General features: G+C 67.4%; 18 protein-coding genes. 6 read left to right on the forward strand and 12 right to left on the reverse strand.

The window, feature by feature from the left end; translation table 11 throughout:
* Window positions 1-5 precede the first annotated feature (5 nt).
* Both QHF83_RS28625 and QHF83_RS28630 read right to left on the reverse strand, forming a co-directional pair.
* Window positions 6-2,135 (reverse strand): DUF2169 domain-containing protein, encoded by a 2,130-nt coding sequence (locus tag QHF83_RS28625; RefSeq protein WP_348980476.1) that lies wholly within the window; start codon window positions 2,133-2,135, stop codon window positions 6-8.
* Window positions 2,136-2,359: 224 nt separating this feature from the next.
* Window positions 2,360-2,686, reverse strand: a complete 327-nt coding sequence (locus tag QHF83_RS28630; RefSeq protein ID WP_282421143.1) for a hypothetical protein — start codon at window positions 2,684-2,686, stop codon at window positions 2,360-2,362.
* A 323-nt stretch (window positions 2,687-3,009) separates the two neighbouring features.
* Between QHF83_RS28630 and QHF83_RS28635 the strand changes: the two genes are divergently transcribed.
* The 3 genes from QHF83_RS28635 to QHF83_RS28645 are packed head-to-tail and all read left to right on the forward strand — an operon-like array spanning window position 3,010 to window position 6,450.
* Window positions 3,010-4,521, forward strand: coding sequence for a serine/threonine-protein kinase (locus tag QHF83_RS28635; RefSeq protein WP_282421144.1), 1,512 nt, complete (start codon window positions 3,010-3,012; stop codon window positions 4,519-4,521).
* Window positions 4,499-5,497 (forward strand): hypothetical protein, encoded by a 999-nt coding sequence (locus QHF83_RS28640; protein WP_282421145.1) that lies wholly within the window; start codon window positions 4,499-4,501, stop codon window positions 5,495-5,497. Before QHF83_RS28635 ends, QHF83_RS28640 begins: the two co-directional genes overlap by 23 nt.
* Entirely contained in the window at window positions 5,497-6,450 is a 954-nt protein-coding gene (locus QHF83_RS28645; protein ID WP_282421146.1) for an SUMF1/EgtB/PvdO family nonheme iron enzyme, read from the forward strand. Before QHF83_RS28640 ends, QHF83_RS28645 begins: the two co-directional genes overlap by 1 nt.
* Window positions 6,451-6,454: 4 nt before the next feature.
* Here the strand turns inward: QHF83_RS28645 and QHF83_RS28650 are convergent, their stop codons facing one another.
* The 7 genes from QHF83_RS28650 to QHF83_RS28680 form a co-directional block, all read right to left on the reverse strand.
* Entirely contained in the window at window positions 6,455-6,901 is a 447-nt protein-coding gene (locus tag QHF83_RS28650) for a hypothetical protein (RefSeq protein WP_282421147.1), read from the reverse strand.
* 10 nt (window positions 6,902-6,911) lie between these two features.
* A complete protein-coding gene (locus QHF83_RS28655; protein WP_282421148.1) occupies window positions 6,912-7,301 on the reverse strand; it encodes a DUF4150 domain-containing protein in 390 nt (129 codons plus the stop codon).
* A gap of 10 nt (window positions 7,302-7,311) precedes the next feature.
* Window positions 7,312-7,962, reverse strand: coding sequence for a DUF3540 domain-containing protein (locus tag QHF83_RS28660; protein ID WP_136972454.1), 651 nt, complete (start codon window positions 7,960-7,962; stop codon window positions 7,312-7,314).
* A gap of 30 nt (window positions 7,963-7,992) precedes the next feature.
* Window positions 7,993-9,036 (reverse strand): pentapeptide repeat-containing protein, encoded by a 1,044-nt coding sequence (locus QHF83_RS28665; RefSeq protein ID WP_282421149.1) that lies wholly within the window; start codon window positions 9,034-9,036, stop codon window positions 7,993-7,995.
* Entirely contained in the window at window positions 9,033-11,720 is a 2,688-nt protein-coding gene (locus tag QHF83_RS28670) for a DUF2169 domain-containing protein (RefSeq protein WP_282421150.1), read from the reverse strand. The genes QHF83_RS28665 and QHF83_RS28670 overlap by 4 nt, the downstream gene beginning before the upstream one ends.
* Before the next feature lie 22 nt (window positions 11,721-11,742).
* On the reverse strand, window positions 11,743-14,151 hold the full coding sequence (tssI, locus tag QHF83_RS28675; protein WP_282421151.1) for a type VI secretion system tip protein TssI/VgrG: 2,409 nt from the start codon (window positions 14,149-14,151) through the stop codon (window positions 11,743-11,745).
* A gap of 145 nt (window positions 14,152-14,296) precedes the next feature.
* Entirely contained in the window at window positions 14,297-16,249 is a 1,953-nt protein-coding gene (locus QHF83_RS28680) for a DUF2169 domain-containing protein (RefSeq protein ID WP_282421152.1), read from the reverse strand.
* Between the two features lie 148 nt (window positions 16,250-16,397).
* On the opposite strand from QHF83_RS28680, the gene QHF83_RS28685 reads away from it, so the two are divergent.
* The 3 genes from QHF83_RS28685 to QHF83_RS28695 all read left to right on the forward strand — a co-directional run bounded on the left by QHF83_RS28685 (window position 16,398) and on the right by QHF83_RS28695 (window position 19,860).
* Entirely contained in the window at window positions 16,398-17,108 is a 711-nt protein-coding gene (locus QHF83_RS28685; RefSeq protein ID WP_282421153.1) for a class I SAM-dependent methyltransferase, read from the forward strand.
* Between the two features lie 106 nt (window positions 17,109-17,214).
* Window positions 17,215-18,546: a tetratricopeptide repeat protein gene (locus tag QHF83_RS28690; RefSeq protein WP_282421154.1), complete on the forward strand. Its 1,332-nt coding sequence runs from the start codon at window positions 17,215-17,217 to the stop codon at window positions 18,544-18,546.
* A gap of 210 nt (window positions 18,547-18,756) precedes the next feature.
* Complete coding sequence (locus tag QHF83_RS28695; protein ID WP_282421155.1) at window positions 18,757-19,860, forward strand: ADP-ribosylglycohydrolase family protein; 1,104 nt, start codon at window positions 18,757-18,759, stop codon at window positions 19,858-19,860.
* Between the two features lie 117 nt (window positions 19,861-19,977).
* Here the strand turns inward: QHF83_RS28695 and QHF83_RS28700 are convergent, their stop codons facing one another.
* The 3 genes from QHF83_RS28700 to QHF83_RS28710 form a co-directional block, all read right to left on the reverse strand.
* The gene (locus QHF83_RS28700; RefSeq protein WP_282421156.1) at window positions 19,978-20,529 is read right to left on the reverse strand and encodes a hypothetical protein; all 552 of its coding nucleotides are present in this window, start codon (window positions 20,527-20,529) and stop codon (window positions 19,978-19,980) included.
* Window positions 20,530-20,698: 169 nt separating this feature from the next.
* On the reverse strand, window positions 20,699-20,908 hold the full coding sequence (locus QHF83_RS28705; RefSeq protein WP_282421157.1) for a hypothetical protein: 210 nt from the start codon (window positions 20,906-20,908) through the stop codon (window positions 20,699-20,701).
* A gap of 966 nt (window positions 20,909-21,874) precedes the next feature.
* Window positions 21,875-22,051 (reverse strand): hypothetical protein, encoded by a 177-nt coding sequence (locus QHF83_RS28710; protein WP_282421158.1) that lies wholly within the window; start codon window positions 22,049-22,051, stop codon window positions 21,875-21,877.
* Window positions 22,052-22,377 lie beyond the last annotated feature (326 nt).

Here is a 22,377-nt window from a genome sequence, read left to right on the forward strand (position 1 = left end):
GGCACTTACATAACGCTTGTCCTCATCCCCTCCCTCACCTCCCTCCCCACCCCCTTATCCCTCACCATCCGCTCCAACCAAACCCTACGAATCCGCATCATCGCCCCCCTCGGCAACCCCATCTCCCCGAGCACCTCCGCCTCCATCCCCCGCTCCGCCGCCACCACCAGCCTCGCATACTCCTTCGCCCCGATCGCCCCGCACTCCTTCTCCAGCGCTCCCACATACCCCTGATCATACGCGAGCAGCATCTTCTTCTCCCCTCGCCTCGCCTCCGCCTTGATCTCCGCCTGCCAGTGAGCATGCAGCGCCTGCCACTGCTCCTCCTTCAGCTTCTCCGCCTCCAGAATCGCATACCGATCCATCTTCCCCCGCGCCATCCGCGCCGTAATCCCCGCGCATCGCTCGATCGGATACTCCTCCAGCGGTAGCTTCTCCTCCTTCGCCACCGCCCCCGCGTCCTCCGCCTTCATCACCGCCGGCGTCTCCAGCGGCCTCAGCATGGCCGGTGCCGCCGGGAGCTCCGGCACGTTCACGGGAGGCGGCGAGAGCGTGGCGGGTTCCTCCACATGCTCCGGAACGACGGGCGGCTCCAGGGACTTCGACGCGAATGGGAGCGCGGACGCGGGATCCGCCTCCGCGGAGTGCCACGGCGTCAGCGTCCCCGTTCTGAAAGCAGCGAGAGGTATCGACGACCGGTTCCCCTCACTCGCTCCGGTTGCCAATGCCGAAGTCGCACCCGGGGGCAAATCCAGAAAGGGTAAAGCCGGCGATGTCTCGCCCGGTGCCCTGAGCGGGGCGATGAGCGTCATTCCCGCTTCGTCCTCATGCTGCGCGGCGATCTCTTCGAGCTCGTCGATTTCCTCGATCTCGTCGATCTCTTCAGGCTCGAAATCGTCCTCTGTCAGACGAATCGGTGCCGAGGCAGGATCGAAGGGCAGGGGGGCCGTCGCTGCCAGCCAGTTCCCATGTGTCGTGATCCAGGTCCCCGTCTCCTTCCGGATAGGCGCGGACGACTCGTCGGAGGTCTCTTTGGTCGTCACCGTCGGCGTCGGAGGCAACGGCAAGGTTTGGCGTGCGATCTGAAAAGGCATCGTGGCGCGCTTGCGCTGGCTCACGGACGTCGGCGGGGCGAGCTGGGTCCTCGTCCCGTCGTCCTCGTTCGCCCCCGGATGATTACACGTCACGAGCACGGCCCCGTCCTCCATCGGATCCTTCAATCCGAGGATTCCCCGCCACACGAGCGCGCACGTCCCCCGATCCGTGTCGATCCACATCGTGTCACATCGCAGCCGGATCTCCTCGGCTGCGCCCCCAGGCCTCTGCGCGAGCGCGTGCGGTGTCACCGTGGCGAGCTTCGTGACGAGCTGCGGATACTCCGGATGCAGATGCTCGAGGAGGATCTGCTCTCCGACGCCGAGTTGCGCGAGTTGCTGATCCGATGGAGCCGCATTGAAAAACCCCGCGTCCATGTCCGCCGGCAGCGGCTCGGATGCCCACGTGTCCTGCCGCCAGGTTGCCATATGCCGGCGAAGCTTCGACGCACGCTCCGGCCAGCCGGGTGCAATCGGTCCGAACCCGACCGGAGGAATCACCTGAGCGGCCGCGCGCAGCGCAAGACCCACGGGCGTGAGATTCGGTACCGGTCGAAATCCCCGCCCATCGGGCGACGGATTGGCGGGGATACCCCCTGGATTCCACGTCCCCGGCCCCCCCGCAGATCGCTCCCAGCGAATCGGCATTTTCACGAAGGGTGCGGCCGCCGAGAGCCGGCCATCCGGCACCCACACCCGATCCCCGTGCACCTCGATCGCCTTGTTCAGGGGGCCCACGGACAATCGAGCGACGAGGGACGTGGTCGGCTGGCCGCGCGGCGCGTATACATGTCCGCCCACGAGCACCTCCGCGTGGCGCTTGAACGGCACACGATCGGTGGAGGAACGGAGGCTTCCTTGCGCACCGTCCGGCCAGGGATGGTCCACCTCGAAGGGAGCCTCTTGCTGCTCCGCGAGCGGGGACGTGCCAGGCTGCAGCCTGAACGTCGCCTTGCACACGACCGCGAGCGCAAATGCGCCGGGCCGAGGCTGCCAGAGGAACGAAGAGACGGAGAGAGGAGAGAATGAACGGACCTTCACAGGTCGAGTTTATCGCAACAAGCCGGGAAAGTGGAGAGTCGTGCGCTCCTTCCGCCTTGGCCACGCCAACCCGGCTACCTCACGGGGACGGACATTCTCTGCGATGGAGGCCTGGTTGCGGGCGCGTGAAGCCACGTGACATGATGGTGATTGCGGCGCCGAGTCAGCCGAGCTGAAGGAACCACCCGGCCAATCCGGGGGCTTACCCTCGTCCGATTGGATGTTCAACGCGCGACAATGATGTTGTACGTGACGTCCAAATCGAACGTCTGATCCGGCGAGATCACGATCTTCGCGATACCGGTATGAGTGGCATCGACCGGAGGGGTTTGCTCGCTACCGAGCAGAGCGCACGCCGCGATGGCCCCCTTCGGGACCTCTGTGTTCTCCCCTTGCCCCTGCTTGATCGCATATCGGAGCGCAGCTTCCAGCGTCGGCGGCTCGGATTCGGTGTATCGCTCGGGCGCAGCCGAGTTACCCGGGGCGTGTTTGTCGGGGCTACCGGGGCGCGTCCCCATCCCCGACGACGTCACGACCCGCCGCGGGTACATGTCGGTCCTCGAGCACACGCGGCTCCCGCGCTTCGCTGATCGACCCCTCGACAAGTGTCGACGGCCACGCGGCCGCGGAGCTCGGCCTCGAGCTGTCGAAGCGCAGGTTCGCGCAGACGGATCCTCCTCAGCGGGGTCGGGAGCACAAAAGTGCTTGACATTCGCGAAACCCTTACGTTTCCTGATCCTCGATACCGCTCCACGCATGCAGCGTCGGGCCGGCAGCGGGGCGCGCAGCAGAGAATCAACGGCGGCTAGGACGAGCAGACGGCTTCGGTTATTGTTAGGGTATCCGCCAGGCGGCGAGCCGTAGCGGAACGTGCATGAGCGCTCTCACAGAAGGCAGCATCATCGCTGGCCGATACCGGCTCGGTCGCCCGCTCGCGAAGGGCGGCATGGGATCCGTCTTTTTCGCGGAGCATCTCCAGCTCCGCACCGGCGTGGCCATCAAGCTCATGGCGCCCGCGCTCGCCGCCTCCGCCGACGCGCGCGTGCGCTTCGAGCGTGAGGCGCAGGCGTCCGCGGTCATCAAGAGCCCGAACGTCGTGCAGGTGTACGACTACGGCGTGGAAGGCGACTGCCCGTACATCGTGATGGAGCTGCTCGACGGCGAGGACCTCGAGCGCCGGCTCGTCCGCGTCGGGCGTCTCTCGCTCGCGGCCACGATGGACATCGTGCAACAGGTCTGCAAGGCCCTTCGCCGCGCGCACGAGCTGGGGCTCGTGCACCGCGATCTGAAGCCCGCGAACCTCTTCTTGTCGCGTCACGGCGACGAGGAGGAGCTCGTGAAGATCCTCGACTTCGGGATCGCGAAGGCGAATGGTCCGGTGCTCGCTGGGAACGCCACCCGGACGGGCACGCTGATCGGATCGCCGCAATACATGAGCCCGGAGCAGGTGCGGCGCGGGAAAGAGGTCGATCACCGCAGCGATCTGTGGTCGCTCGGGGTGATCGCCTACCGCTGCGTGACGGGCCGGTTGCCGTTCTCCGGCGAAGAGATCGGCGATCTCCTCGTCGAGATCTGCACGGATCCGATCCCTGCACCCTCGAGCATCCACGGCGCTCTCGGCCCCGACGTGGACCGGTTCTTCGAGCGCGCGCTGACACGCGACGTCGGCAAGCGATTCCAGAGCGCGAGCGAGCTCGCCGACGCGTTCGCGGCGGTGGCGATGGGCGGCGGGACCATCCCGATGAGCCCCTCGTCGCAGAATCTTGCGCTCGGCCCGCCGTCGCAGCCGGGCGCAGCGTCCTCGTCGCAGAATCACGCGTTCGGCCCGCCGTCGCAGCCGGGCGCAGCGTCCTCGTCGCAGAATCTTGCGCTCGGCCCGCCGTCGCAGCCGGGCGCAGCGTCCTCGTCGCAGAATCACGCGTTCGGCCCGCCGTCGCAGCCGGGCGCAGCACCCGTCAGCGTGCCGGGGGCGGCCTCGGGGGCGGGCGGAACGCTGTCGCCCTCGGGGCTCAGCCTCGCGCAGTCGCCGGCGAGCAAGCCGCGCACGATCGCGGTGGTGGTCAGCATCGCTCTCGCTGCCGGCCTCGCCGTCGGGCTGGGCGCGCTCGCGTGGTCGCGCTCCTCGGCCCCGAGCGCGCCTGTTTCCGAGCTGGAAGGTGAAGAAAAGCGTCCGGCGTCTTCCGAGCCCAGCCCTGCCGGAGCCGCGAGCGGCGCGGCGTCTGCGAGCGACACGGCGTCCGCGAGCGGCACGGCGTCCGCGAGCGGCACGGCGTCCGCGAGCGCCGCGGGGGTGGGCGCAAAGGCGCCGTCCGGAAGGCCCGTCAAGGGCGCGGTCCAGCCGAAAAAAGGGACCAAAACAGGCCATGATCCGCTCGACCATCAGTAGAGCCGCGCGCCGCGGGGCCCGCTTCCGGCCAGCCGTGGCATGCGTGACGTGGGCGATCGTCACGGGTGCGGCCGCGGCGCACGCCGAGCCCGTGAAATCGGATCCAGCGGCCGCGGAGGCGCTGTTCAGAGCGGGCCGCGACCTCGTCAAGAAGGGAGACTATGCTGCGGGCTGCCCCAAATTCGAGGCCGCGCTCGAGCTGAATCCATCCGCCGGGACGATGCTCAACATCGCCAAATGCCACGAGCATGACGGCAAACTCGCCACCGCGTGGGAGGACTACCACCGCGCGCGGACATTGAATCGCGAAACGGCGGGCGCCGCGCGCAAGCAGGAGCTCGACGACATCGCAAACCAGGGGATCAAGGACCTGGAGCCGCGCTTGCCCAGGCTGAGGGTGGTCGTCACCGCGCCTCCTGCCGGAATCGAAGTCTCGCGGGACGGCAAGGATTTGCCGAGCGCCGCGTGGGGTGAGGCGCTCCCCGTCGATCCGGGCAAACACGAGGTCAGCGCGCAGGCCCCGGGCCGCAAGCCTCGGACGGTCGAGGTGACACTCGAAGAAGGCAAGACGAGCACGGTCGAGATCGCGCTCGAGGTCGACACGACACCGCACAAGGGCGGTGTCCCCGTCTGGGCGTGGATCGCCGGCGGCGCCGGGCTCGCGCTCGTGGGCGTCAGCGCCTATTTCATTTACGACGATCTGGCCGCGATCGACGCTCTGCGTGAAAACTGCGACGTGAGCTACAATGGCACGTACTGCGCCTCGGGCTACGACTACCAGGCGGACAACAGGCGCAAGAACCTCGATTTCGGCCTCGCTCTGGGGCTGGGCAGCGCAGGCGTGCTGGCGCTTGGCGCCGCCGTTTATGGAATCGCGACGGCGCCTCGCTCGAGACCGACCGAGTCGCAGGGCGTCGCGGTGGCGCCCTGGGTCGCTCCCGGTGCAGCCGGAGCGTCGATTTTCGGGAGATTCTGATGGCTGCTTCGAAGTGGTCTCTCCTGTGCGCCCTCGCCCTGGCAATGGGGCCGGCCGGTTGCATCGACGACGTCGTGCCGAGCTCCTCGCTCCCGAGCTGCACGGATCTGGCGGCCACGTGCGGGCCCAAGAACGACGAAATCTGCTGCGCGAACTCGCTCGTCACGGGGGGGGCGTACGAGCGCCTCGATCTCGAACAGAACAAGTCTTATTCGGCCACGGTGAGCGACTTTCGGCTGGATCGCTTCGAGGTGACGGTCGGGCGGTTTCGAAGGTTCTGGAGCGAGTATCCTAGGAATATTCCAGCCGCGGGCGAGGGGGCTCATCCGAACATGCAGTACAGCGGGTGGGACGATGCATGGCCATTACCGCAGGACCAGGCCGAGCTCACCGCTTCTTTGAAGTGCAACGAATACTACCAGACCTGGACGGACGAGCCTGGCGATGGCGAGCACAAGCCCATCAATTGCGTCAACTGGTATGTCGCGTTCGCCTTTTGCGCCTGGGATGGCGGCCGATTGCCGACCGAGGCCGAGTGGAACTATGCAGCGGCCCGCGGCAGCGAAGAGACGAACTACCCGTGGGGGAACGCCGCGCCGGACGATGACCATGCGGTGTATTGCCCGAATTATTCGGAGGTGGATCAGGGCTGTCCGACCGCGACGCTCGCCGACATCTCCAACGTCGGCTCCAGGTCTCCCGCGGGCGATGGGAAATGGGGGCAATCCGACCTGGCCGGCAGCATGCGCGAGTGGACCCTGGACTACCACGACGTGTACTTTGAACGTTGCGACGATTGCGCCAACCTGACGAACATGATCGGGGGCCGCGAGGCGCGCGGCGGCGACTGGAACAACGACGCGGCGAGCCTGAGCTCGTTTCTCAGGATCGGCTACGAGCCTGCGGATGCGAAGAGCTGGGTGGGGTTTCGCTGCGCTCGCCGGCCGCGCTGAGGTATCAGGGCGCGTTGCACATGATGATGTGCTCGACGGCGTCGATGAGGATCTGCTCCACCCGCGGTGCCTCGATGGCTCGGGCGTCGGCGAAGCGTTCGAGATCGAAGGGCGGCGGGTTGACCTCCAGATAGGCGAGGATCTGGAGCGGATAGCCTTTCCAGCGGATCACGCAGAAGCCGACCACGTTGCGGCTCCCCGTGGCCCCGCGCAGGCCGAGGGCGAGCTCGATGCTCGGGGTGTCGTGCCCTTGATCGAGGAGGATCCGGGCCTCGTGCCCGGCCCGCCGGAGCTCGGCCGCGACCTCCTCCATCTGCGGCCGGAGCAGATCGTCGCGGAGGGCCGCGAAGCTTCGGAGGAAATCGGCCTCGTCCGGCGTCCGCCCCTCGGCGATGCGCCGCGCGTAGCGCGCGGTGAGCCGCTCGAGGCGGAGGCGGTTTTGCTCTTTCATGCGGGCGTCGTCAGGGAGCGAGGATCAGCACCTTGGTTTGGCTCGGAGCGACGGTCATGCCCCGGGCGTTGGTGCGGTTCTGCATGGTGGGGCTCGTCAATCGCGTCACCGGCGCGCCCTTGATGAGCACCTTGCGGGCTCCCATCACGTGCCGCGACGTGCTCATCACCGAGCGCGAGAGCACGCCCCCGTTGATGCCCGGGTTGTCCCCGTTGGTCATGGGCACCTTGGTGCGCATGTTGTGCGCCGGCGCGCACACGAACAGGACCTTGTAGACCGCAGAGACCGCCATGGGGTTGGCGGCGAAGTTGGGATACGGGATCGGCGTGGGCCCCGGGGGCGTGAGGCATACGTCGGGGATCGCGAAGGCCATGCCCCCGCGCTGGGTATTGGCAAACATGGGCTCCTCCTCAACCGATGTGGACCTGACCGCCGTCGATCTTGGTCAACTCTCCGCTCGTCACCAGGGTGGTTTGCGACTTGATGTTCACCGCGGCCTTGGCCGAGACCTCGTAATAGCGGGCCCGAACCTGCTCCGACTCGGCGATGAAGCGATAGGCCCGCGCCACGCGCGATACCCAGCGATCGGCCACCGACTCCACCGATCGGGCCACGGTCTTGACGTGATCGATCTTCGCGACCAGCCGATCGCCGAGGTAGCTCATGGCCTCCACGGCCAGGGCCCCTTCCCGGGCGTGGACCCGCACCTTGCCCGAGGCCAGCGTGGTCTCGCCGGGCGTGGCCATGCAGACGCCGCTCTGGGCGTGGATCGTCACCTTGCCCGCGGGCGCGCTCATTTCCAGATCGCCCTCGGCCACGAGCCGCGTCGCCCCTCCGCCTTCGCGCTCCAGCACCGCGAGCACGTGGCAGCCCTCGTCGTGGAGGGCGAGGAGCACCAGGTCCCCGAGCGCGGGCTCGACCAGGCAGCTCACCGCCCTCCGAGCCTCGTACTCACCCGAGCCCACGCGCACCATGAGGCGCTTGCCCAGGATCGCGGTCACCGTGCCCACCTCCTGGGTGGCCAGGGTCTCGGTTCGCTGTCTCGCCAAGTTGTCTCGCATCGCTCGTCTCCGTATCTCGCAAGAGGCCTCTCAAGGAGACCAACGCTCTGCTTCCAGCAGCTCCTCGTCATCGCCGAGGAGCCCGGCCCGGCTCGTGAACACCGCTCCTTCGTCGCGCGCCTGGTGAAAGCGGGCGCGGAAGAGCTTGGCGTGCGACAGATCCGCTTCTTCCACGCCGGCGTGGGAGAAATCGGCGTAGCTGAGATCGGCGCCGCGCAGGTTCGCGAGCTTGCACGCGGCGCGCTGGAAATTGGCCTGGTACAGGCAGGCGTCGGCGAAATTCGCGGCCTCGAGGCTCGCCTTTTGAAAGACCGCCTGCCGGGCGTGGAGTCCCTTCGCCGAGGCGCCGTCGAGCCGCGCCTCGGCGAACATCGCCCGCTCGGCGTTGGCGTCGTCGAGCTTCGCGCCGACGAGCTTCGCGCCCTTGAAGTTGGTCTGCACGATCTCCGCTCCGCGCAGATCGCAGCCGCTGAGATCGGCCTCGTCGAGCATGGTGAAGGACAGGTGCATCCCGGAGAGATCCTGCCCCCGGAGCTTGGCTCCGCTGAGCACCGAGAGATGCATCCGGGCCCCGCGCAGGCTGGCGCTGGAGAGGTCGGCCGCCATCAGGCAGCAGCGCTCGAGCTCGGCCTCGTCGAGGGCGATCTTCTCGAGCTCGGTCTCGACCAGCGCGAAGCGATCGAGCTTGGCCTTGCGGAAGCTGGTCTCGGCGGCGCGGCCCTTGACCACGGTGGCGATGCTCAGATCCGCGCCTTCGAAGGAGGCCCGGGAGAGATCGCAGTCGACGAACTTGGCGTCCACGAGATCGCTGCCCGGAAGCGCCGTGCCCTGCATGGCGCACTTGTAGAACGAGGTGTGGCGTGCCTTGACCCCGGTGAGATCGGCGCCGCCGAGATCGCAGGCGTTGAAGATCGACTCGCTGATCTTCGCGCCCGCGAGGTTCGCCCCCCGGAAGTTCACGCCCTCGAAGACCACACCCGAGAGATCGAGGCCGGCGAGATCGAGGCCGGCGAGATCGGCTCCGGCGATGAGCTCGCCCTCGCCGATGGCCGCGATGAGCTCGTCGCGGCTCATCCTTCTTTCCTCGTGAACACGACCTGATTCACCAGGGCTCCGGCGAAGCTCGTGCGGTCATCGCCGATCGTATGAAGGAGGCTCGCGCCGAAGAGATTTGCCTTCTCGAAGATCGCGCCCGGCACCTTGGCCTTGTCGAGGATGGCCTCCATGAGGTTGGCCTCGCGGAGATCGGCGCCGCTGAGATCGGCCTCGGCGAAGCGCGCCTCACGGGCAGCGAGCTGCGTGAGGCGCGCGCCGCAGAGCACGGCCTCGCTGAAGTCCGCGCCCTCGGCCCGGGCTTTCTCGAAGTTGGCGCCGCTGAGGTTCACGCCGCTGAGGTTGGCCTCTTCGAGATCGGCCTCCGAGAAATCCGCGCCCGGCAGCGCCGAGGTGGCGATGATGCACAAGCCGCGGGCCCGCGCTTCGCGGAAGGAGGCTTTTTCTCCGGCGAAGTCGAGGAAGCTCGTCCCTTCGAGGTGGGCGCCGTCGAAGCTCGCGAGGGCTCCCTTGCATTGCAGGAAAGTCGCCCCGCCGAGCTGGGCCCCGGTGAAGCGGGCCTCGGTGAGATCGAGCTCGAAGAACTGCACCTCGCGGGCGTCGGCGTCGGTGAAGTCGGTGCCGAGCACCTGCGTCTCGAAGAACTCGGCGCCGGTGAGATCGGCCCCGGCGAGCTGGGCACCATCGAGGCGCGCTTTGTAGAGGACCGCATCGTGGAGATTGGCGCCGGCGAAGCGCACGCCCGAGGCCTCGGTGAAGCCGAGGTTCGCCCCCACCAGCTTGGTGTCCTCGAAGCGCGCGCCCTTCACGTTGGCGCGGGTCAGGACCGCGCCCGAGAGATCCGCCCCGGTGAAGTCGCAGTCCGAGAGATCCGCGCCTTCCAGCAGGGCTTCGCGGAGATCCGCCTCGGCGAAGCGCAGGCCTTTGAGATCGGCGCCGGTGAGATCACGCCGGGCGAGCGACTCGCCCGCGGCGAGCGCCGCCTCGACCTCGGCCCGCAGCGCGGCCTTCTCGGCCTCCGAGAGCGGCGTGGCGGGCGGACACTGGTGGGCGTGGGCGCGGTAGGCTTCGAGCGACGAGGCCTCCATCTGCCGAAGCTCGCCGGCGAAGGCAGGATCGGCGATCTTGGCTTCCAGATCCGGCATCGGCGCCCCGCCTTTGCGCGCCGCCCCGGCGACCTCGCGCATCTGGGCGAGCTCGGTCTCGGCGCGGAACTTGGGCGGGCCACCACCCTCCTGCTCCGATCGCTTGACCAGGCCGTCGAAGTCGATGCCCTGCGCGGCGCAATCGCGGCGCGCCTTGGCCTCGGCCTCCTTGGCGCGGGCTTCGCCGTCCCTCTCCATCGCTCGGGCCTCGGCGTCGGCGCGGTCGATGTAGTCCGGCAGATCGTCGAGCGAGGAGGGCGGACGAGCCGCCGCGACGGGCTGCTTGGGAAGCGCCACCTCGGGATCGATCCCGGCGGCGCGGAGCTCGTCGCGGGCTCGTTCGAGATCGCGCTCCGCTCGGAGCTCGGCGCGCTTCTCGAGCAGCTCCTCGTCGTCGAGGAGATCGTCCATGTCGGTGCCGAGCTCTTCCTCGAAGAGCGGCGCGCTCGGATCCGGCGGGGGCAAGAGCTCGCGATCGCGGAGCGCGTTGACCGCGCCCTTCTCCTCGTCGAGACGTGCGGCCAGGGCCTCGCGGTAATGCTCGATGGGCTTCGGCGTATCCGCCTTCTCCAGGGCGCCGAGGAGCAGCGCCACGTCGCCGGCGTTGCTCTCGTCGACCTCGATGACGCCGCGAAAGACGGCGATTCCGCGCTCCAGGTTGGGCAGGAGGATCAGGGTCTCGAGTCGCGTCGCCACCTCGCGCAGGGCTCCTTCGGCGGTCACCGTCTCGGCCGTCTCGGCGCTGGAGACGAAGCAGCGAGCGCGAAGCCATGGGACCCGGCTCTCGAGGCGGGTCTTCCTTCCGTGGAGGTTCTCGAGCGCGATGGCCTCGCCTCCCTGGAAGTATTCGCCGAGGCGCTGATCGGCGGGCGCCACCTGAAAGGCCTCGACATCGATGTCGCTGGCAAAGCCGGGGAACTCTTTCTCCAGCCAGGCGGTGCCATAGGTGCCCAGCTTGGCGATGCGGGCTTCGAGCGCCGGATCGAGGGCCCCGAAGCAGGCCGGCGGAGGCCGATCCCGGGGCGAGGTCATCAGGTGCCGGGGATCCTCGAGGTGAGGGAGCCGGTGCACCGAGCGGCCATTCTCGTCCACCGGGGAGAGGCCCATCCCTCGAGGATTCTGCGGATACGCGGCTCCGCCAAACGCATTCTCCCAGGTCAGGGCCATCTCCACGATCGGCTCGGGGTCGGTGGGCACGCCATTGCGCCACTGCCGGGCTCCGACCACGTAAATGGTCTTGTCCACCAGGGGTTTTTCGGCGGGGCCCAGCACGAGGCGCGCGGCAACGGCCGGGCTCGGCTTTCCCCCGGGCGCAAAGGCGCTTCCATAAAGAAGAACCTCGCCGCGGGGCTTGGGCATACCCTCGTCGAGGATGGGCGGGACGCTCGCGCCCTTGCCCATCTCCTCCGCCGCCTTCTGCCACAGGGCCACCTCCGGCAGGGGCAGCTCCGGGGCCTCCAGAGGGAAATACGCGAGCAGGCCGACGCTCAAATAGTGCTTCCCGCGAAGGGTAAACACGCGCTGCAGGACCGAGAGGCGGCTGGGTTTGACGACACGCATGACGCAAGAACCTCGAAGGACCTCAGAGGATCACGAAGCGGCTGGTCCGGTACATGGTGTTGACCTCGTTCTGGATATCGGTCCTCATCCTGCTCACCCGCACGTTGGCCTCGTGGCGCTCCAGGGCCTTGATCTTCACCTCGGCAAAGGGGCCCTCGAAGACTTCGAGAATCGACCCTTTGACCTTCGAGACCACCGCACCGCTGTGCGTCTCGCGCAAGAAGCCGGTGCTGTTCGAGGTGACGTTGCCGCGGTGGGTCTCGGTGAGGTTGCCGATGTGGGTATCCTTGGCGTTTCCGTAGTGCGAGGTGGTGGCGTTCCCCCGGTGCGTCTCCTGCAAATTGCCGTGGAGGACCGACTTGGCGTTGCCCTGCTGGAACTCGTCGAGGTTGCCGATGTGCCGCGAGTTGGCGTTGCCGGTGTGAAGCGAGGTCTGCTTGCCGGTCACCGTCGACTTGCTGTCGCCGACGTGGAGCTCGGTCTTGGGGCCTTTGAGCGTCTCCGCCTTCTTGCCTTTGATGAATTCGATCTTCGCCCCCAGGAAGACCTCGTGCACCAGGGCGAAGTGCGTGGCCTGCTTGACGCCGATGAGCTGCTCGGTCTTGGCCCCGAGGAGCAGCTCCTGCTTCCAACCGCCAAAGAACTCGGACGTGATCCCGCCCTTGATATCCATGGTGGCGCCGCCGGTGATCGAAAGTTTGTCGGAGCGCTCGATTTCGACCTTGTTCTCCGACTCGACCTTGGCGTCGCCCACGGCCGTCATCTCGATATCGCCCTCGACCTTGGCCGTCATGTTCTCGGCGACCGTGATGTTCCAGTTCTGGCCCACGTTGGTGTCGAGGTTCTTGCCGATGCCCATGAGGCCGTTGTCGTCGGTCTTGACGATGAGCTCGTGCCCGTCGTTGGGTGAGCCCATGCGGATGTAGCTGTTCGAGTAGGGCGTGGAGAGCGTGACCCGCTGCGAGCCCGCGAGATCCTCGAGCTCCAGGCGGTTTCTGCCGCCGGTCTGGATGACGTTCTTGGTGTGGTTGCCGCTGCTCACCGGGCTCGGGGTGAGCACGTTGGGGACCACGCCGGAGATCACCGGACGATCGGGATCGCCGCCGAGGAAGCTCAGGACCACCTCGGTGCCCTTGCGGAGGGGAAAATGAAATCCCTCGATGCTCCCGCCGTGGGGCTGCATCATTCGCACGTAGGTGGATCCGGCGCCGCTCGGGGAGTCGTTCTCGTCGAAGTTGAACTTCACGAGGTAGCGCCCGTATTCGTCGATCTGCGCGTATTCGCTCTCGCCGCCGCCGTCGACGACGCCATTCTCGAAGCCGTAGATCCGCGGCCAGTGCGTCCGGGATTCGGGCCGGAACTGGGTGCTGGCCGGGATGGCCGCCACCTCGACGAAATAGGTGTCCTCGTGCTCGAGGCCGATGAGCTCCTTGATGTGCACATCCCCGGCCGCCTGGTTGCCCTGGTGCTGGACCTCGATGGCCAGATACTTGGTATTGAAGCGGGCGCGGGGGTGCTCCTCGAGATCGAAGGTGTGGCCGGCGCGGAGGTGCATCCGCGTGCCCGTGGCCCGGGCGATCGATTTCCGGGTGAGGAACTCTTCGGATCGGATCTTGGCGAGGCGTGCCCCGGTGTCGGGAGAGAAGAAGCGCTCGCCATAGAGGCTGACCTTCCCGGCCCCCTTGGCCGAGACCGCCGCAGACCCCGATAGATCGAGCTTCGGCCGCGCATAATCGTAGTCGCGGAGCTTGACCTCGGCGGGCATGGATCCGTGATTCATGGAGAAGGAGCGGAACGAGGCGCCGGCGCTGCGATCCTCCCCGGTCTGGGGGGAATAACGGACCGGCTTGCCCATGCCCTCGGCGGGGTAGGACTTGTCATCACAGAAGACGACCTTCTCGCCCTCCTCGGTGTGCTCGAAGAAATAAAAGATACCCTCGCGCTCCAGCCAGCGGGAGACGAAATCGAAATCGCTCTCGCGGTATTGACCGATGTGCTCCTCCACCTCGTAGCTCTGGGTGAGGCGGAATTCGTAGCTGCCGGCGAGGCCGTTGTCGTCGAGGACCGCCCGGATGGCGTCGGGCGCGCTCTTCTTCGTGAAGATCCGGCTGTGCCGCGAGAGAGCGAGGCGTGAGAAGCGAGGCACGAGCACGACGCGCACCAAGGCCCGGCCCCCATACTCGTGCACCAGATCGACGTCGCCGAGCACGCCGGCGAGCACGAAGGGCGGGATGTCGTCGCTCTCGCGATCGATCACCAGGCTGGCCGGGTCGCCCACGGCTTCGGCGAAATCGATGTCGCCGTCGTCGCTGTGAAATTGCAGGTAGACCTCGAATCGATAGGGCCGCGACACGGCTTCGGTGCCACGGAAGCCGACGACACGCGACGGGCGGGGAAGTCCGCTCGACGAAAAGGTGATGAGGTCGCGCATGGGTGTACCTTTCTCATCGCGGCGCCGAGGGGCCCGGCGCTTCGGGCGCGGAGTATAGCGATTTGGTTCCCGAGAAAAAAGACGTGATGACCTGCGTCTGGCGGTATGCGCCGAGCAGCCGGAGCGTAAACTTCGAGATGTCGTTTCACGCGGACCGGACCCGGACGATCTCTTCTTCGACCTGCGCGGCGAGCGCCGGATCGACCATCCGCTTTTCCCACCGCCGTTTCACGCGTGTCCACACGGTGCGCCGGATCCGGAGCGCATCGAGCGCCGCGGAAAGGCTGCCGCGCTCATCGGCGACGACGAGGGTCGCGTAGGTTTTTACGTCGAGCGGGCCACGGATGGCCTCCCACGCAGCGATGTACGCCGCGTCGAAGCGATCGCGCAGCGCCTTCACCCCGCGCTTGACTTCCTGATCCACTGCGTCGTTCCAGCGTTGCTCCGCGGCGCGCCAGCTCTCCTCCGTGAGCCCGTGCCCGGCGAGGATCTCGGCGCGCGACGCCGCCCGCTCGGCGAGCTCCGCCGAGATCGCGGCGCAGCGCTCGAGGTCGATCCGGTCGTGCGGTGAAGGCGGGGTCGCTCGTGCAGTGGCCGCGAGAGGCGCCGGTGCCGCAGGGGGCTCTGCCTCGGGTAAAACGATGGGTGCCATCAAGGCCGGAGGCGCCGGCGTGGGCGGAGGTGCGGGAGTGACGAAAGGCTCCGGCTCGGGCGGGACGATCGGCGCGATCTCTTCGGACTCCGGGGCGAGCATCATCGTACCGGCGTCGAAGGCGGGCGCCACGATGCGCGGCGCGCTCTGACCGGACCACGGAGCGCCCGCGATCGGCGCAGCGGGCCCTACGCGCGGCGCGCCCTGCGTGCCCGGATCCGCGAAGGGAAGCGGCGACGCCGTGACGACACCGTCATCGGGCGGCAGCACGAACGTCGAGGCCGCGGCGGCGGTCTGCGCCGCGGGCGCGTCGTGACTCGAAGCTCGCGCAAATGGCAGGATCGGCCGCGTCGCCGACGCTCCTTCGTCGCCCGCGAGCACCACGGTCTCCGCGCCCTTGCCGATGACCACCGTCGCGGCGTCGTCGCCATCGACGCGGAGCGATGTCACGAGGGATGCGGGAGCCGCGGCCTGCTCCAGCCGTCGCGGATCGGGCCACACGAGCGTCTCCCCCGCGACCTCGATGCCTGCGACGAGGCGCGCGGCCGCGAGCGCCGCCTCGCTCGCGACGGGGAAGCTGCGCCGGCACACGAGCGTGCATCGCTGCTCGTCACCGTCGATGCGGAGCGTGTCGGCCACGAGATCGAGCGGATGTCCCTCGGGCACGCCGAACGGGGAGAGACCAAAAATCCTCACGACGCCGCGCGCCCCCGGCAAGCGCGTGGCGAGGCGCGGCCGCGCGGGCGAGAGCCCTTCGAGCACGATCCACTCATCGCCGCGCAGGAACGTCATGCGCTGATCCGGGGGCGCCGCCTGGAAATACGACCAGTCGAAGCCATCGGGGATCTCCGCGATCGCGCCCTCGAGCGCCTTGCGCGGCGTGGCTCCCAGGAGCCGCTTGCGCGCGGGCCAGGCACGCGCGATCGGGCCGAAGCCGGCAGGGCGAAGCGGCGCGCCCGGATCGGTGATGCTCGCCTCGCCGGCGCCCTGCGCGATCCCGAGCGGATTTTCCTCCCCCAGCGCGCCGCTCCACGCGCGCTCGTAGACGACGGGCATGCGCTGAAAGCCCGCCTTTTCATGGGCCACGAGCCGTTTGTCGATCAGGAACCTCGTGCCGTCGAAGACCGCGAGGCGCAATGGCAAAGGCTGCGCGGCGCGCTCCGGGGGCGCGTGGGCGTGGCCCGTGAAAAGCACATCGGCGCGGCCCAGATACGGCGCCACGTCCGTGGTGAACCGAACGCTGCGGCTCGGGTTGTTGCCGTGATGGACCTCGGCCCGCAGGATGGGCTGCGGATCGGCGCGCTGCATATCGGCGTCGGGCACGAAGGCGAACGTGGCCTTGGCGATGACGGTGAGCTGGAGCTGCCCTGCGGCGCGCCACGCAATGGCAGCGGCGGCCGACGCCGGAAGGGCGATCACATCGGCGATAGGGCCGCTCTCACGCACGGGTCGAAGACCTATCACGGCGGCCTCGACCCTACAACGACGATCCTGTCGGCGCAGGATCACGACGCCACGCTCGGTGCCGGCGTGCCGACCCGAAATGAATTGCGAAAGCGGTCGTCATCGACGAATCTTCGGTCGAGTCAGCCCTATGGATTTCCTGGAAATTTACGCTAAACACGCAGACCGCTACGACGAGCTTGTCAACGCCGAGGACGTGGACGCGCACCTGCTTCCGGCGATTCAGGCCGTAACGCCCCTCCAGGGGGAGAGTATCCTCGAAGTGGGCGTGGGGACCGGCCGCATCACTCGGCTCCTGGTCGGGGCGGGCGCGCGGGTGGTGGGTTTCGAGAAATCTCCGGCCATGTTGGAGGTGGCGCGCAAGCACCTCGGCGCGCACGGGGACGGCTGCCGCCTCGAGCTCGGGGACGCGCAGAGCCTCCCGGTAGAGTCAGGCTGGGCTTCCGCGGCCATCGCAGGCTGGGTTTTTGGACACTTCCGCTACTGGATGCCCCAAGACTGGCGGGAGAGCATCGGCCGCGCGATTTCGGAGATGCGGCGCGCCCTACGTCCAGGTGGGGCACTGATCATCATCGAGACCCTGGGCACGGGGCGCGAGGTGCCGGAGCCGCCCAATCCAGCGCTGGCCGAGTATTATGATTGGCTCGAGAACGAACTCGGGCTCGTGCGTGGTCACCTGCGGACGGACTACCTGTTCGACAGCGTCGATCAGGCCGCCGACGTCACTGGTTTCTTCTTTGGAGAGGCATTCGGCGCGCTGGTCAGGGAGCGAGCGTGGCGCCGCATCCCGGAGTGCACCGGGCTGTGGTCGCGGCGCTATGAGGATGCGGGCTCGCGGTGATCCAAGACCAGGGCGAACTCCCGCAGCAGGGGCGGTGTCGTGAATCGATATCCGAGAGAGGTTCCGTCCGAAGTCGCCCCCGAGGTACAACGGACGTGAACACGCGATGAACCCCCTTGCGTTCCTTCGCGCCTTTGGGGACTCCGCGCAGCCCGAGGCCTGCCTCGACGAGCTCGACCAGAGCCCGGATTGGCCTGCGGAGCTCGGCGTATTCCTCGCCCTCGAGCTCCCGCCCCTCGGCGACGACGCGTGTGCCCTGCCTTCCCTGGAGGGCCTCGCCCTGCGCGTCCAGCAGACCCTGCGCCGGCGGTTCGGGCCCGAGCCGTTCGAGCAACTATGGCAAGCCGCGAGTTTGTTCGACTTGCCGAACCACACGTTCACGAACCAATGGCCGACCCACCATTTCACCACGAGCAAGACGACCGTCGCGCGTCGTATCCAGGCAGCTGGCGTCCACGCCCGAGCGCTCGTTCCTGCTTTGCGAATCGAGCCTTCCCTGCTCGCCACCTTCGGCGAGGTCGCCGAGGTCGCCTGGGTTCAGTACAAGCTCGATACGGCGAGCGGTTTGTTCGAGATCCTGCTCGAGGCACTGCTCGCATCGGACGAACGAGCATGCCGCTTGGACATCGCAGCCTGTCATTTCTTCCTCGGGATGATCCACCGGGCCACGCGACCCGAGGACGCGGAGAACCACTTCCACCAGTTTCTGAAGCTCGCTCCGAAGCGATGTCCCGACAACAACTGGCCCATCAACCCGGGGTACATCCCCTCGATGCACCACAGACCGGGGTCGGTCGGGGCTTGGGCCGAGCTCGGGCGAATTTCGAGGCGTCGTGGCGACGTCGGGCAAGCGCGGGCGTATTTTCGGAAGGCCATTGAAATCGACCCACGAAGCCAGGAAGCTCCCTACCGAGAGCTCGGCGAGATCCACGAGGCCGATTTCGACCTGCGCAAAGCCCTCCGCGAATACCGGAAGGCCCTCGAGGTGCGCTCCACGGCGTTCATCGGAGACCCTGGCCAGTGGCGTGTTCTCGAGCGCCCCTATCGGCGAGAGCTCGCCGAGTTGTGCATTCGAATGGCTCCCCACGTCGGGCATCGGGAGGCAAGGGACCTCCTTCAACGAGCCTTGGCGCTCGATCCCGACGATGCGAGGCGATGGCTGACCGAGCTGGAATCGATCTTCGAGGACGTGCCGCAGCTCGATCGTCAACGACAGCTCTGCACGCATGCCCTCGGGCTCGTGGCGGACATCTCCCGAGACGGGGCGGCCGAACACGGCTACCGCGCCGAGGTCGACGAGCGTTTTCGCGCTTTTTTTTCATGGAGATCGCCGAGAGTTTTTTCGGTGAGCGGCGGGGCTACACCCGAGCCCTCGCATGGTATCGAAAGGCGAGGCGTGTCGGCGGAGACAGCCCCGAGCTGCTCCTCCGTCAGATAGAGGTCGTTGCCACCTACCAGCGCGACCATTGGCAGGTCATCGTCCTCTGCGACCGCCTTCTTTCGATGGTCCCCGACCATCCGCAGGCACGCCGATTCAAGGAACAGGCGCAAAAGGCGATCGGGCCTCGCGGATGACGGAGCGCCGTGCGGTTCGTTTCGTCGCGACGCTGCACGTGGTACAAGGACGAAGGATTCCATGGAGGGTCGCATGAGCACACGGGAAGCGTCGCCGAGCGAGGACCTCTTTCTGGGCTGCTTGCTCGGCGGAGCGCTGGGCGATGCGCTGGGATATCCGATCGAGTTCGTCCGATCCGAGAAGCAGATCATCGAGCGGTTCGGCGCCACGGCGCCTCCGGACCTCTCCTACGCGTCGGAGGTACGCGTCTCGGATGACACGCAAATGACCCTCTTCTCCGCCGAAGCCCTCCTGCGCGCGCGGAGCGCCGGCAGCGGCGCGATCGTGCCTTTCGCATTGGGCGCCTACCAGCGGTGGTACGTCACGCAAGAAATGGCGCCGCGTGATCGCGTACGACACCGCAGCGGCGAAGGATTGCTCCTCGCGGATCCGCGCCTTTACGCGCGCCGCGCACCCGGACAGACGTGCCTGAGCGCTCTCTCGTCGAGCTTCACGCGCCCCTCCATCGCGACCATCGACGACCCTCCGAACGGCAGCAAGGGATGTGGCGCCGTGATGCGCGCGGCCCCCTTCGGGCTCGCGGCGCGCACCCGTGAGGATGCATTCGTCGCCGCGCGAGACGCCGCTGTGCTCACGCACGGGCACCCCAGTGGTTATCTGTCTGCCGCGTATCTGGCGGCGCTGGTGCACGATATCGCGCAGGGCGCGACGCTCGAAGAGGCCATGGGCCTGGTCGATGCGCTCTTGATACGCGAGCGTGAGCACCAAGAGGTCGCGGCGGCGCTGGCTCGCGCGCGAGCGCTCGCGGCGGGAGGCGCCCTGTCTCCTTCTGCCATCGAGCAGCTCGGAGGGGGCTGGGTCGGGGAAGAGGCGCTCGCGATCGCCATTGCATGCGCACTCCAGGCGACCGCGCGCGACGTGGCGCAGACCTTGTGGCGAGCCGTCGCGCATGGCGGCGACAGCGACAGCACGGGGAGCATCACCGGCAACCTCGTCGGCGTCATGTTCGGCGCGTCAGCGCTGCCGATGCAGTGGCTCTCGCAGCTCGAATTGAGGGACCTGATCGAACGCGTCGCTCGGGATCTCCACGCGGCGGCCATGGGGCGCGGCTGCCCTGATCCCACGGATTATCCAGCGGCCGATGGAGTCGTGCGTGTTCCGCGCTGGAACGCGTAGGACGCGACAGGCCGAGCTCGGCGGGCTACCCGTCGAACCATGGCGCTTGGCTGACGGGGTGCACGGGCAGCGCAAGCGGCAGTCGGATCTCCGTCGACCCTCGGTTGAGGCTCGCAGCTAGGCGCGTCGTCCGCCGACGGCAGCGTGCAGCCGACCGAGCATGACCCGCCCCCGCTCGATGAGCGCTTCGTGCTCGGCGGAGAGGACGAGCATGCCTTCGTCCTCCACCGCGCCGGGGATATGAGGCGCGAATTCCTCGGCGAGCCCCTCCTCGGCGATCTCAGCGAGGTATTCGGGCTCTTCGGTGCAGCGCAAGGCGGATATGGCGCGGCGAAGTTTCGGGACGGAGCGCTCCTTCAACGCCTCCTCGGCTTGACGGAGCGCCGCCTCGATCACCGACGGAACGAGCGCCGGCCAGTACGAGCGCAAACGCTGCTCGGGCGTCTGCTGCTTTTTCTTCGCGAGCGAGACGTAATTTGCGAGATCGCGGAGCTGCTGAGCAATCACAGCAAATCCGCCGTTCGAGGCCTTCCGGCGCAGCGATCGGAGCTTCGAGCTCACCGCCTCGAAGTCGTAGCCGGCAAAGCCTGCATCGCGCGCCGCATGGTAATCGCTCCAGAGTCGACGGGACTCTTCTTCAAAGTTTGGGGGGACGTCCGGTTGCTTCATCTACGTCATGAGATACCTCGGCTCCGCCGGAGTGCCATGAAGGTCTGGAGCTGATGTTCACGCCCTCGTACGCGTGCACGAGCCGAAGCGCCACGGCTACCTCCGCATGGGAATTCTGATAACCGCCAGCGCCATGAATCACCGATTCCGAACGGGGGCCAGTGAATGATCAGGACATCGATCCCCTCGGGGCGAGCTCGTCGAGATCCCCGAACCCGCACAGGTATCCCGCGTGAACGAGCACGTCGCCTTGCGGGACCACGAGCTGCGTGTGATGGAGGTCGAACTCTTTCATCTTGGGCAGCGGGTTGGACGGGAACCAATGCGCCCGCGAAGGCGGGACGAAGGGTCGTGGCACGACGCGGGAGGCCGTGATCACCGCGCGCCCTTGCCACGCATCGTAAGAACGTGTCCTGAACGGGCGGTTGCAGGGATTGCGGTGCTGGGTAGCGTGTCGCACTACGGAGGCATGTCGACCCAATGACGCGAGGGGCGCACCCAAGATAGGTGATCCGCAGTCCGAGGCGGTATGCTTTGATGGCGAAGATGGCGGGTCGTTCCCCTGTCTGCCTGCCATGCCGTCCGGAATGAGAGTCGGGCAAACCCTCGTACAGCGCTTTCGCCTCGACGCAAAGGCCGAAGCCGGCGCCATGGGGCAGGTCTACCGGGTGCTCGATCTCGCCACGGGTGACCGGGCGTGCGCTCGACGTCGCTTCTCGCATCACGAACGTCATGGAACCGAGGCTCCGCCGGGCCCTCGCCGAGGCGCTGTCCGAGGCGTGAATCGTCCTGACGCCCTGGACGTCGTTTTCCTGTTTGCCACTCCCGACGATTTGGGCTCCGATTTCACCACCGGGTTTTGTCCTCTATTTTCACGAACCTGGAGGTGAGGTCATGCTCGAACGGCCGAGTTTCCTCGTTATCACGACCCGTTCGACCCCGCCTACGTCATGCCGCTGTACCGAAGTCGCTGCGGTGTCGTTGAGGGTCTCGTTGATCTTGGAGATGAGCTCGTCGAGTGTCATGACGCGTCCGAGAGGGACACCCAAATCATCCCTCGTCCTTGGGGCGGCAGCACCTGGTAGCAGCTTCTGCGACGACAAGCACTGGGCCGCGCCGGCGCTGGGACGGAGCGCTTCCGCCGCCATCTCGTGCAATCGTCCTCGCGAGAGGTGGCGAAGAAGGCGTCGGGATCGAGGGGCAGTCCCCCCGCGCGGCCTTCCCTGTGTCGTCGCGATCCACAGGTTCCCCTGCTCATCGCCGACGCAGGTTCGACCCGTGGCGACGGCAATGCAGCGAAACCCGCACGCCAAGGGGAGCATCGCGAGGCAGCCCGGTCCACGATTCACGTCGATGTCTGGTACGCCGATGACGACAAGGTCGAGGTCGCGATCGACCGGGACGACAAGAAAAAAACATCGACGTCCGCCGGGAGCATGTCGACGTCCGCCAGGAGCGTGTCCACGTTCGCTGGGAGCATGTCGACGTCCGCCAGGAGCATGTCCACGTTCGCCGGGAGCATGTCGACAAGCACCCAGGAGCATGATGACGACCGCCGGGAGCATGTCGACGACCGCCGGGAGCATGTCGACAAGCACCCGGGAGCATGACGACGACCGCCGGGAGCATGTCGACAAGCACCCGGGAGCATGACGACGACCGCCGGGAGCATGTCGACGACCGTCGGGAGCATGTCGACAAGCACCCGGGAGCATGTCGACAAGCACCCGGGAGCATGACGATGACCGCCGGGAGCATGTCGACGACCGTCGGGAGCATGTCGACGTCCGCCAGGAGCGTGTCCACGTTCGCTGGGAGCATGTCGACAAGCACCCGGGAGCATGACGA

Origin of the sequence: Polyangium sp. 15x6, assembly GCF_029960785.1 — a bacterium.
Lineage (GTDB): Bacteria > Myxococcota_A > Polyangia > Polyangiales > Polyangiaceae > Polyangium.